Annotated in this window: 9 protein-coding genes, 2 tRNA genes and 2 pseudogenes; 7 read left to right on the top strand and 6 right to left on the bottom strand. The window is 63.4% G+C overall.

Going from position 1 to position 11,702, the window contains the following annotated elements; translation table 11 throughout:
• The first annotated feature begins 85 nt into the window (after positions 1–85).
• Positions 86–156 (top strand) — tRNA-Gly (locus DXY03_RS08545).
• 4 nt (positions 157–160) lie between these two features.
• Here the strand turns inward: DXY03_RS08545 and DXY03_RS08540 are convergent.
• The gene (locus tag DXY03_RS08540; protein WP_115010049.1) at positions 161–2,266 is read right to left on the bottom strand and encodes a glycogen-debranching protein; all 2,106 of its coding nucleotides are present in this window, start codon (positions 2,264–2,266) and stop codon (positions 161–163) included.
• Positions 2,267–2,307: 41 nt separating this feature from the next.
• Between DXY03_RS08540 and DXY03_RS08535 the strand changes: the two genes are divergently transcribed.
• From DXY03_RS08535 to DXY03_RS08520, 5 genes are all read left to right on the top strand, one after another.
• The gene (locus DXY03_RS08535) at positions 2,308–2,967 is read left to right on the top strand and encodes an MBL fold metallo-hydrolase (protein ID WP_115010048.1); all 660 of its coding nucleotides are present in this window, start codon (positions 2,308–2,310) and stop codon (positions 2,965–2,967) included.
• A 133-nt stretch (positions 2,968–3,100) separates the two neighbouring features.
• Positions 3,101–3,376, top strand: coding sequence for an HU family DNA-binding protein (locus DXY03_RS08530; protein ID WP_006850925.1), 276 nt, complete (start codon positions 3,101–3,103; stop codon positions 3,374–3,376).
• Between the two features lie 62 nt (positions 3,377–3,438).
• Positions 3,439–4,323 (top strand): tRNA glutamyl-Q(34) synthetase GluQRS, encoded by an 885-nt coding sequence (gene gluQRS / locus DXY03_RS08525; protein WP_115010134.1) that lies wholly within the window; start codon positions 3,439–3,441, stop codon positions 4,321–4,323.
• A 66-nt stretch (positions 4,324–4,389) separates the two neighbouring features.
• Positions 4,390–4,578 carry a hypothetical protein gene (locus DXY03_RS11895; RefSeq protein WP_115080922.1) on the top strand — a complete coding sequence of 63 codons (189 nt, stop codon included), beginning with the start codon at positions 4,390–4,392 and terminating at the stop codon, positions 4,576–4,578.
• A gap of 218 nt (positions 4,579–4,796) precedes the next feature.
• Complete coding sequence (locus tag DXY03_RS08520; RefSeq protein ID WP_244272371.1) at positions 4,797–5,069, top strand: hypothetical protein; 273 nt, start codon at positions 4,797–4,799, stop codon at positions 5,067–5,069.
• 19 nt (positions 5,070–5,088) lie between these two features.
• Here DXY03_RS08520 and DXY03_RS08515 read toward each other — a convergent pair whose 3' ends face one another.
• From DXY03_RS08515 to DXY03_RS08505, 3 genes and pseudogenes are all read right to left on the bottom strand, one after another.
• Complete coding sequence (locus DXY03_RS08515) at positions 5,089–5,868, bottom strand: prohibitin family protein (RefSeq protein WP_115010047.1); 780 nt, start codon at positions 5,866–5,868, stop codon at positions 5,089–5,091.
• A 113-nt stretch (positions 5,869–5,981) separates the two neighbouring features.
• A pseudogene (locus tag DXY03_RS08510) lies at positions 5,982–6,473 on the bottom strand (succinate dehydrogenase/fumarate reductase iron-sulfur subunit); the annotation flags it as partial.
• A 317-nt stretch (positions 6,474–6,790) separates the two neighbouring features.
• A tRNA-Thr gene (locus DXY03_RS08505) sits at positions 6,791–6,863 on the bottom strand.
• A gap of 43 nt (positions 6,864–6,906) precedes the next feature.
• On the opposite strand from DXY03_RS08505, the gene DXY03_RS12315 reads away from it, so the two are divergent.
• Positions 6,907–7,179, top strand: a complete 273-nt coding sequence (locus DXY03_RS12315) for a DUF3493 domain-containing protein (RefSeq protein WP_371637734.1) — start codon at positions 6,907–6,909, stop codon at positions 7,177–7,179.
• A gap of 567 nt (positions 7,180–7,746) precedes the next feature.
• On the opposite strand, the pseudogene DXY03_RS12625 reads toward DXY03_RS12315, so the two are convergent.
• Both DXY03_RS12625 and infB read right to left on the bottom strand, forming a co-directional pair.
• A pseudogene (locus DXY03_RS12625) lies at positions 7,747–8,307 on the bottom strand (low-complexity tail membrane protein); the annotation flags it as partial.
• Between the two features lie 14 nt (positions 8,308–8,321).
• Positions 8,322–11,675: a translation initiation factor IF-2 gene (gene infB, locus DXY03_RS08495; RefSeq protein WP_115010045.1), complete on the bottom strand. Its 3,354-nt coding sequence runs from the start codon at positions 11,673–11,675 to the stop codon at positions 8,322–8,324.
• Positions 11,676–11,702: the final 27 nt, after the last annotated feature.

The following is an 11,702-nucleotide window of genomic DNA, read 5'->3' as shown; positions in this document are numbered from 1 at the left end:
CGGAGGCTTCGGGCAGGCGGATTGCCATAATGAATGCGTGCTCACGACACCACCAGCCCCAGGGGCAGTGGTTCGTTTGTACTATGCGGGTGTTGTGTAATGGTAAGACCTCAGCCTTCCAAGCTGATGACACGGGTTCGATTCCCGTCACCCGCTCTGATCACAACCGCAGGCCTGAGGTTTCCTCCTCGGCGAGCAGCAGCACGAAGCTCCGGCTCTGCAAGGGGATCTCAACGCCGCTGAAGCTGGCTGGCTCGGCTGGGAAATCCTTGGGGCTGGGCAATGAGGTGTCGATCACCCGTTTCCAGGGGGAGGCCGGAACCGGCAACTCAAAGCTGAGGCTTTCCTTGTAAGCGTTGAAGCCCATCCACAGCAGCGCCCCGCGGCTGCCGCGGTGGAGGCTGGTAGCCGTCGTGCGGCTCCAGGCGGCCCAGTCGGGTTTGGCCAGGTTCACCCCGTGCCATTGACGCCAGAGATCGCTGCGCTGCTCCGATGGTTGTTCCGCTGATATGCGGTTGCTTTCCCGCGGCGGCACCAAGGGATTAAACAGTTGCGGCAAGGACTGGCGCAGCCGCAGCAGCCGCTGCAGAAATTGCTTCAGCTCCAGGTCGCACTGGTCTTCATTCCAGACCATCCAGCCCAGGGGGCTGTTCTGGCACCAACTGTTGTTGTTACCCCCTTGGCTGCGGCCCACTTCATCGCCCATCAGCAGCATCGGCACGCCACGGGCCAGCAGCAGCGAGCTGAGCAGGTTGCGTTGCTGACGCCGCCGCAGGCTTTGCACCAGGGGGTTGCTGCTGGGGCCTTCGATGCCGTGGTTCCAGCTGATGTTGTGGTTCTCGCCGTCGCGGTTGTCTTCGCCGTTGGCCAGGTTGTGCTTGCGGTTGTAGCTCACCAGATCCGCCAGGGTGAAGCCGTCGTGGGCGGTGATGAAGTTCACCGAACGCCCCAGGGCCACGGGCTTGCCGTCATAGAGATCGGGACTGCCCTTGAACCGCTGGGCCAGGCTCCAGGTGCTGTGGTCGTCCCCTTTCCAGAAGCGCCGCACCCCGTCGCGGAAATGGCCGTTCCAGGTGCCGATCCGCTTGGCGGGGAAGTCGTCCAGCCGATAAAGACCGCCGCAGTCCCACGGTTCGCTCACCAATTTGAGATCACTCAGCTGCGGGTCGGCCTCCATTGCCGCGAACAGGGGCGGCTCATTCAGGGGTTTGAGCTGGTCGCCGCGGCTCAGGGCGATGCCCAGATCGAAGCGGAAGCCATCCACCCCCAGTTCCAGGGCCCAGCAGCGCATCGACTCGAGGATCAGCTGGGTGCTGATCGGCGCATTGGCGGCGATCGAGTTGCCGCAGCCGCTCACATCCTGATAGTCGCCGTCTTCGTTTTGGTGGTAGTAGACGTTGTCGGCGCAACCCCGCCAGCTCAGGGTGGGGCCATGGCGGTTGCCCTCGGTGGTGTGGTTGTAGACCACATCCAGCAGCACTTCGATGCCGGCGTCATGGCAGGCGGCCACCAGTTGGCGCACCTCATGGCGGGCCTGCAATGGATTGCTACTGCTGCAGTAGTCGTGGTGGGGTGTGAACCAGCTCAGGGGGCTGTACCCCCACACGTTGTCGCGGCCCGGGGGGGCATCGGCCGGGTCGAAGCAGAACACCGGCAGCAGCTCCACTGCCGTGATGCCCAGCTCCTTGAGGTAGGGCAACTTCTCGATCAAGCCCAGGTAGGTGCCGCGGTGTTCCACGGCGACCCCGGCATCCTCACGGCGGGTGAAGCCCCCCACGTGCAGCTCGTAGATCACCGTGCGTTGCCAGCTGTGGCGCGGGCGCGGATGGGCCTGAAAATCGAACAGATCCCGTTCGCACACCACCGCCTTGAGGCAGGCATGGGCGTTGGGTGAGGGTCCGGTGGCCAGCACCCGGTCATAGACGTCCCAGCCACTGATGGCACGGGCGGCGGGGTCCAGCAGCACCTTGGAGGGCTGGAAGCCATGGCCCCCCGGCGCCAGCGGCCCGAAGACCCGGTAGCCGTAACAGCAGCCTTCGCCGACCCCCTCCACTTCCACGTGCCAGTAGTCGCCCGAGCGGTGGCGTCGGCCGTCCAGTTCGATCACCCGCTCCGGGCTGCGATCGTTGCCGTTGCTGTAGAGCAGCAATTCAATGCGGTCGGCCCCGGGAGCCGCCAGCACAAAGTTCACACCTCGACTGGTGAGGCTGCTGCCCAGGGGCCAGGGAGAACCGGGGTGAATGCCACTCAAGGCCCGTTGGGGCATCTCGACTTCAAACTAGAGGTTTGGTCCGTTGTTTTGAACCAATGGCGATGACCACCACACTTGAGGCCGGCCGGCCGCCGCAGCAGCTGCGTGACGACCTCTGGTTGTTTCCGCCCAACCGCGACAGCCAGGGGGGCAGTTCCTGGTGGCTGGATCTGGATCCCGAGCCCGTGCTGGTGGACTGCCCGCCGTTGACGGAGGCCAGCCTCACGGCTCTGCGCCAGCTGGCGGGAACCCGCAGCCCGAGGATCTTGCTCACCAGCCGAGAAGGCCATGGGCGCTTGCGTCGCGTTCAGGAGCGCCTGGGATGGCCGGTGCTGGTGCAGGAACAGGAGGCTTATCTCCTGCCCAATGTGGAGCCGTTGGACACCTTTGCCGAGGAACACACCACGGTGAGTGGTTTGCGGCTGTTGTGGACGCCGGGGCCGACGCCGGGGAGCTGTGTGGTGTTCGCCCCGGCACCAAATGAACTGTTGTTCTGCGGGCGTTTGCTAACGCCATGGGCTCCGGGTCAGCTCGCGCCGATGCGCCATGCCCGCACATTCCACTGGCCCAGACAGCTGAACAGCTTGGCCAGGCTCAGGGATTGGATTCCTTCAGATGCCAGTCCCCAACTGCTTTCTGGGGCTGCGCTTGGTGCCTTGCGTGGGGAGCGGCTAGTGCCCTTCAGCGGTTGGAGCGATGCGGCGGACAACAGCTAAAGCGTTGCGGCACAACACGTTTCGCTTGCAGCAACCGGTTGCTCTCCATACGATTGGGCCGCTTGGGGAAGGCAGCGGCGAGCCCACGACGCCGTATCTGAGCCGTCTCCCGCCCCCCGACTCTCTCTAACCAATGAACAAAGCTGATCTGGTGAATCTGGTGGCTGCTCGCACCGAGCTCACCAAGACCGACGTTTCCATGGTTGTCGACGCCGCCATCGACACGATCATCGACTCCGTGGTGGAAGGCAAGAAAGTGTCCATCCTCGGTTTCGGTTCCTTTGAGCCCCGTGAGCGTTCCGCCCGTCAGGGTCTGAACCCCAAGACCGGCGAGAAGATCGCGATTCCCGCCAAGCGCGTTCCCGCCTTCACCGCCGGCAAGATGTTCAAGGACCGCGTTCAGGGCTGATCAGCGCCTCAACCTCGTTCTCCGGGCGGCCCAGTGGGTCGCCTTTTTTGATGGCTGTTCAGATGAAGGAACTTCCGGAGCATCTGCAACAGCATCTGGAGCGGGGGCGAGCCTTGGCAGCCGCCGGTGGCTACCGCGGCCGTTTCGCCCCATCTCCCACGGGGGTGCTCCACCTCGGCAACCTGCAAACGGCTCTGCTCTCGTGGTTGGCGGCCCGTCAGGCCGGTGGGGCCTGGTTGCTGCGCATCGATGATCTCGATACGCCGCGCAACCGCGCCGGTGCCATCGAGGCGATCCAAAGCGATTTGCGCTGGCTGGGCCTCGAATGGGATGGGCCGGTGCTGCTCCAGAGCGAACGGCGTGGCATCTACCACTCCTGGTTGTCGTGGTTACGCCGATCCGGATGGTTGTTCGCCTGTCGCTGCTCCCGAAGGCAGCTTGCCGGTCAGCCGATCTATCCCGGCGTCTGCCGGACGGCTGGGCACCACTGGGGCTGGCAGCAGCAGCGGCTCCCCAGTTGGCGCCTGCGGGTGGCTGATGACGATCCCCACAGCAGTGGCGATGTGGTGTTGCGGCGTGCCGATGGCTTCATCGCCTACCAGCTCGCCACCGTGATCGACGAACTCAGCTTCGGCATCACCGATGTGGTGCGTGGTGCTGATCTGCGCGAGGCCCTGCCAGCCCAGCGAAGTTTTTTTGCGGCCCTGGGTGAATCACCACCCCAGTTCCGGCATGGGCCGCTGCTTTGTGATGCCAGCGGCCAGAAACTGTCCAAGCGTGAGGCCAGTTCCGGTCTGGAACCGCTCCGTGCCGCGGGGCTCGATGCGGCTGCGGTGATTGGTCGCTTGGCCTCAGGGCTTCAGCTGCTGGATCCTGGTGCGCGCCTGAGTGCAACAGAGTTGCTCGAACACTTGACGCAGCAAGAGATCAATGCAGTGATTTCTTAAGGAACACTTCGGGATCAGCGGCGGGTTTTCCACCCACACTGAATCCACCGTCTGATCCTTGGGATCATGTGCACGTGCACCGTCTGTGGAGGCAGTGGGATGCAGCGGGTGTCGGGGGACCGCTTCCGCACCTGCATCGTCTGTCTGGGGACTGGTCAGATCAGTTCAGCGGTGCAGTCGGCACCGTTGAACCACCAGCCCATCAACACCCCAGGTCTGGCCAAACTCAGCTGTCCGACCCGGCCCCTGGCTTGATCCTCAGCCCAGGGGAGTCTTCTGATCGTTCTGGATCACGAAGTAGGTGGCCGTCGCCACAACGATCAACAGCGGCACCGCGGTGAACAGCAGCAGGGCAATGGCGGTCCAGTCGGTGTACACGGCGGGGCGATGGGTCGAAGTTGAGGCATCATCTCAGCAAATCGCCCCCCTGAGCCCTGCTCGCGCGCTCCGTCACAGTCCTGCTGCTCCTCGCTATGGCGGCCCCTGTGGTGCGTGCGTCGCCCTTGGCAGCCTTTCAGGCCCGAGCCAGGCGCTGCTTGGAGGGCCGTCAGCCTCAGCTCTGTGAACAGGCCTTGGTCGAGGCGGAGGCCCTGCAGCAACAGGCGTCAGCCCGCAGTGCCTATCCCTGCCAGACCCTGCTGTTGGGGGTTCAGGCGGATCTTGTGATGCAGCAGCTCCGGGCGGGCCGTGGCGCCGAGGCCATTGCTGATCTGCAGGCGGCGACCTGCGGCTGCGCTGGGCTCTGATGCAGCCAGCTGCATCCCGTTATCGGCCAACAATCACCGGTGGCGTGCTGCCACCACGAATGGGCGGAACCACCTTTGTTTTCCCGTCCCACTTGTCGAGGAACAGCTTGTAGAGAACGCTGTCATTGAGCGAGCGGGTCAAGGTCTGAAACTTCAGGGCCTCCTGCTCGGCGATCTGAACCTCTGTTTTGGCGCGCAGAAGCTGCTGTTGCGCAATCTGCTTCTGCTCGATGGCTGCTCGGTATTCCTCAGCAATCTTGAGGCCCGTGATGTCCAGGCCTTTAACGGCCACATAGTCGAATTTGCTCAGCTCATTGGAGACGCTTTCTTGCACAAGGGTGGAAATGTTGTTCCAGTCGGTGGCGATGGTGTCGAGTTCATACTTCGAGAACACCGATTTCAGTGATTTCAGCAGTGATGGCTGGATCACCCTGGCGTAAATCGCAGAGTCATCGGTGGCAATCGTGCTGTAGATCCTGGGGGCTTCTCCGGGCTTGACCGCATATTTCACCGTTGCTGTGGCTTCGATCACCTGCAGGTCTTTGGTGAGTGTTGAAAATTTTTCGGGGATGACCTGCGTTCTGACGCTGAAATTATGGGTCGACTGAATGAACGGAAGTTTGAGGTTCAACCCCGGCTCTCTTGGCGTGTTGGAGACTTTGCCAAGGGTGGTGACCACGCCAACTTCACCAGCGGGAACAACAAACACGCTGGAGAGCACAGCAATGCCTCCAATGAAAACCGTGGTCACGCCCACCACGGTTTTGGTGATCTGCTCCGGCTGGGGGTTGGATTGCATGCTTTTGGCTTGCGTCGATCCTTAAAACAGTAGTGATTTGTTGTGGGTTATTGGCAAAAAGTTTCTGATGATCTCTGGGCTGGCGCAGCAGCGATTGTGGTGTTTTGGCTCAGTCAGCTTCTGCGTTCCCGATGCATCCAGCTGATCCAGTCGGCGGAAATCTCCTGGGGACAGACCGCCTCGCATTCGAGGTTGCTGCTGCAGCTGCCGAAGCCCTCGGCCTCCATCTGGCGTTGCATCGCGTCGGCGCGGCTGGCCCGTTCCGGTTGCCCCTGCGGCAGTTGACCCAAGTGCGCCAGCTTGGCGGCCACGAACAGGCTTGCCGAGGCATTGCGGCAACTGGCGACGCAGGCGCCACAACCGATGCAGGTTGCCGTGCTGAAGGCGCTGGTGGCCTGCTCCCGGCCCACGGGCAGGGCGTTGCCATCGGGGGCCTGGCCGGTGCCCGTTGAGCAGTAGCCGCCGGCGGCGATCAGCCGGTCAAAGGCGGAGCGGTCCACCATCAGATCCTGGATCGGAGGAAAGGCCTTGGCGCGCCATGGATCCAGGGTCAGCACCGCACTATCGTTGTACTCCCGCAGGTAGAGCTGGCATACGGAGCTGGCAGCCGCGATTCAGACCGGTTTTGAACGGGTGATCGCCGATGGCTCGTGCCAGCGCCTTGTTGAAGAAACGATCATGACGCCCTGGTTAAGGCGTCAGCTCAAACTTCGGTCGTGAAGGATTCTTGCGCTTCAGAATCCTGAGGCGGCTGACGTGTCGGCTGATGTGAATCCAGATCACTGGATTATTCCCTAGATTGATCTTCTCAGTGGAAGGATCACCAGCGGGAATGATCTCTGCTCGTCTTCTGGATTAAAGCGGCTATGTGTTAATTAGACGTGCATTGAATCCGGCTGATTTAACGCACCACTGCTTAAAAAGCCGATGACCTGACTTGAACAGGCGACCCACGCTTTACGAAAGCGTTGCTCTACCGGCTGAGCTACATCGGCATCACTAGCAATTTAACATTTGCTCTGAATCCAACTTGGACGTTTGCCCGATAATCCCAGCCCCAAATCTGGCCTGGATCCCGCCCTGCGGGAACGGTTGCTCAAGGAATCACAGACCCCCTGGCGTGGGCTCAGACGGCTCGTCTGGCTTGCTCTCTTTGCTTCCGCTGGACTCGGCCTGTTCACGATGGTGTTCCGTGCTTCCGCCGGTGACAGCGTTGATCTGGCTGACTTCGGCATCCAGGGGGGTGCTCTCCTGCTCTTCTCCGGATTGCTCTGGTTCGACCGCAACAGGGGCAGCAGCAGCGACGATTAATTCGTCGGCGTCAACCGCATTGATGTCTTTAGCGTCGTCGTTTTTAGACATGTCGTCTTGATCCTCTGAATCGACGGGTTCCAGCGCTTCGGGCTCGACGACATCAGACTCTTCAGCCGTCGCTGTATTGATGGCTGAACTTTCGCCGTCTGGCTCTTGGTTGTCTGGTGGTTCGACGTCTGGTTCTTCGTTGTCAGGGTTGATGTCGGCGGTGCTGACGTCTTCAGTGCTGCTGCCCTGTTCCGGCGTGGTGTCTTCCACGTCCATGGCCTCATCGGCGTCCTGATCGCTTGTTGGAGCAGCCTCTTCAGCTTGAGCTTCGGCAACGACGGGCTCAGGAACGGTTTCGGGATCAGCTTCGTCAGACACTGCAGCTGTTACCGGATTGTCGGCTGGAATTTCCCCGTCGTGCGCTTCGTTGTCAGTGCTGGCTTGATCAGCAGTGGCTTGACCAGTGCTGTCGTCCGTCTCCGAAGCAGTGTCTTCCACCCCGATTGCCTTGTCGGGCTCTTGCTTGATCGGCTCCACCACAGGCTCCGGCCACTCCAGGCCAGGGAGGTTGAGAAGTTGGAGGCCCAGGCTGGTGCGTTGCGTTGCCAGTGCATCAGCACGAAAAGCCGAATCGGCAGGGGCGACGGTTGCTGGTGATCCAAGCAACAGTGCTGCGGCTTGAATCAGTTGCTGCACCTGCCACACCATCAAGGCCAGCAATGGGCTGACCAGCAACAGGGTGACCAGACGGGATTGTCCCGACACCGGGGAAAATTCACTCGCCAGCACCGCTGAATCGTCCATCCACCAGAGCACGGGCAACAGGACCACTGCGGCGATCACCACAGCGGCGCGGCTGCTCAAGCCGCCTTGGGATGCACTGATGCGGAGTTGATCGCTGTTGCGGCTGGCCAGCGGCTGACGTACGAACAAAAGTGAGCCCCAGTCGGCGGGCCGTCGCCACAACGCGACGGCTGGGGCCAGAACTCCCACCCCCCAGATCAGAAATCGCTCTACACCGGGAACAGGACCAGGATCCGCGCCGGCCAGAACCAGGCGGATCAGCAGCAGCTCCAGGGGAATGGCTCCAAGGGCCAGGCACTGAAGCCAGAGCAGGGGCTCGCTGCGGGGCTGCACGATCGCTTGCGGGGTCAGGTGGTGAGTTTGCGGCGTTGGGTGACCATCTTGAAGGCTTCAATGCGATCGCCTTCTTCCCAGTTGGCGAACCGATCGGTGCCGACACCGCATTCGAAGCCCGTGGCCACTTCCTTGACGTCGTCCTTGTTGCGACGCAGGGAGTCGAGGTCGCCCTCGTAAACCACCTGTTTGCCGCGGTGCACCCGCACCCGGCAGTTGCGATGCAGCTTGCCGGTGGTGACATAACAGCCGGCCACGGCGCTCTTGCCGATGGTGAAGACGGCACGCACCTCGGCTTCGCCCAGGGCTTCCTCCACCAGTTCCGGCTCCAGCAAACCTTCCATCGCCAACTGGATGTCTTCCAGCAGCTTGTAGATCACGTCGTAGTCGCGCACATCCACCCCGGTGGCATCCGCCGCTTTCTTGGCGCCGGAGGCCATGGAGGTGTTGAAGCCCACGATCACCGCGCCGGAGGCGGCGGCCAGGTCGACGTCGGTTTCGGTGATCTCGCCAGGTGCCGACAGCAGCACCCGCACCTGTACCTCATCCTTGGGCAACTGCTCGAGCGATCCGAGGATGGCTTCCACGGAGCCTTGAACGTCGGCCTTGAGAATCAGGTTGAGTTCCTTCAGCTCGCCGTCATTGGCCTGGCCGGACATGGCCGTGAGCGAGACCCGTCGTGAAGCCATCTGCTGAGCAAGACGGGTGGCACGGGCATCGGAGGCGCGATCGCCCACAACGGCCCGGGCCGATTTCTCGTCGGGGTACACCTCGAACTCGTCACCGGCGGTGGGCACCTCGCTGAAGCCCAGGGCCTCCACAGCAAAGGAGGGGCCCGCTTCCTTGAGGCGTTGGCGGTTGTCGTCCACCATGGCGCGCACCTTGCCCAGCACCGGGCCAGCGGCGACGACGTCGCCGGTTTTGAGGGTGCCGTTCTGCACCAGCAGCGTGGCCACGGGGCCTTTGGCCTTGTCGAGGTGGGCCTCGATCACGGTGCCGCGGGCCAGACGATCCGGGTTGGCCTGCAGGTCTTCCACTTCGGTGACCAGCAGCAGCATCTCCAGCAGCTTGTCGATGTTTTCGCCCTTGATGGCGCTCACCGGCACCATCACCACATCGCCGCCCCAGTCTTCCGCCAGCAGGTTTTGCTCAGACAGCTCCTGCTTCACCCGCTCGGGCGATGAACCTTCCTTGTCGATCTTGTTGATCGCCACCACGATCGGCACTTCAGCGGCCCGGGCGTGGCTGATGGCTTCCAGGGTCTGGGGGCGGACGCCGTCATCAGCAGCCACCACCAGCACAGCCACGTCGGTCACCTTGGTGCCGCGGGCTCGCATGGCCGTGAAGGCTTCGTGGCCCGGAGTGTCCAGGAAGGTGAGCTTGCGCTGCTCATTGTTGTGCTCGATCTCAACCTGATACGCACCGATGTGCTGGGTGATGCCGCCGGCCTCACCCGCAGCGACGCGGGCCTGACGGATGGCATCCAGCAGGCTTGTTTTGCCGTGGTCGACGTGGCCCATGACGGTGACCACGGGCGGACGTCGGATCAGGTGAGCCTTGTCGGCCTCTTCGATCATCTCGACGGTCTTCTTGGCCGCCTCCTCCACGTCGTCCTGCAGCACCGGCACACCGAATTCGTCGGCAACGGCTTCGATCGTGGGCATGTCCAGGGTCTGGGTGACCGTGGCGATGATCCCTTTGAAGAACAGGGATTTGATGATCTCTGAGCTTTCGACGCTCAGCATGTCCGCCAGTTCCTGCACCGTGAGGTTGTCCTCCGGCACCACGATCATTTCGGGACGCACCTGCTTGGCTTCCCGGGCTGCCCGCAGCTCCATGGCACGCCGGCGCTGACGCTGACGGGCGGTTTCCTTCTTGCGCTTGCGCATCGCCGCCACCGGCTTGGGTGCGGTGCGCTGCTGCGACTTGGGCTTGGCGGGACGAGCCAGGCTCGCCGAGAGAACCATGTTCTCCTGTTCACCGGCGAAGCCGCCGGTCTGTGCCGCCAGGGAATCATCGTTTTCACCGATGATGTGCACCTTCTGGCGCTGCTTCTGCGGCGAGCGGCTGCGCAGAGCATCGAGCCGTGCGCTGTCATCCCATTCGGGACGGCCTGGCCGCCGCTGGCCACCAGGGCCACCTGGACGGAAGCTGGGACGGCGGGGCGCCGAGGGGGCATTCGGACGCGCCACGGGCGGGGTGGCTGTTCCTGCACCTGCACCGGTTTTGGTGGGTGCATCCGCACGGCGGGGTGCCGGTGCCGTTGGCCTGCCGACAGGCTTTTGCAGCTGCATGAGCTCACCGGGAGCCACCGGTTTGCGCATTCCAGCGGGCATGCCGGGACGTCCAGGCGCTCCCGGACGGGTGGGCGCACCAGGGCGACCGCTACCTGTGCTGCTGCCGTCGCGACGAATCGGCTTGCCGACCAGTTCAAGGGTGTTGCCGCTGCGGGGGGGCATCCCGGGGCGACCCTGTCGGGTGGGGGCTCCTGGGCGGCTTGGACTGCCCTGGCGTTGAGGCACGCCGGTGCCTGCCGGACGGCGGGGCACGGGTTTGCCCACCAGTTCAGGCCTCGGCGTGGGCCGTGAGGGTGCACCAGGCTTTGTGGGGGCACCGGCACGGGTTGGCGCGCCGGGCCGAGATGGAGCTCCTGCGCGGATGATCTGTGGCTTGGGCTGCCCCTGGCCAGGGGTGGGCCGCGCTGGGCTTCCAGCACCAGCGGGGCGTGGCGTCGGGCGAGCCGGTGTGGGCCGCGGCGTGGGTGCCGTGGGTTTGGCAGCAGCCTTGGGCTTGCTCACCAGTTCCGGTTTGCCTGCAGCCGGCTTGCTGACAACCTGTGGCTTGGCCGCGGCAGGTCGTGGAACGGGTTTTGCCGCCGTTGGTCGCGCTGGGGCTGCGGGGGGTTTCTGAGGAGCGGCGGGCCGCGCCGGTGCTGCTGAGGCTTTCACCGGTGCAGCCGCTGGCTTGCTGATCACCGGTTTGGGGGTAGCCGCTGCGGGAGGCTTCGGGGCCGCCTGCGGCTTGGCAGCCGCCACGGGTTTGGCGACCACGGGCTTGGCAGCCACAGGCTTGGCGACCGGTTTGCTCGCCGCTGGGGCGGGCTTGCTTGGCGCGGCGGGGGCCGCTTTCTTCACCGAGAGGATGGCCTTGCCAGCTGCGGGCTTGGCAGGGGCCGCGGCAGCGGGTTTCGCACCATTCCCGCCTTTGCCGAGGAGTGAACGGATCTTTCCGGCTTCAGCGTCACTGATCGAGCTGCTGTGGCTCTTCGCAGCGATCGAAAGCTTTTCAGCCGCATCCAGCACGTCCTTGTTCTCAAGGCCGAGGTCCTTGGACAGCTCGTAAATTCTGACTTTGCCGCTGCTGGTCATTCAGTTCGGGTCTCCGATCGGTCCGGG

The sequence above is a fragment of the Synechococcus sp. N5 genome (genome assembly GCF_900473925.1).
GTDB lineage: Bacteria > Cyanobacteriota > Cyanobacteriia > PCC-6307 > Cyanobiaceae > Parasynechococcus.
The sequence above is the reverse complement of the archived record's forward strand: the minus strand, read 5'-3'. Positions and strand labels throughout refer to the sequence as shown.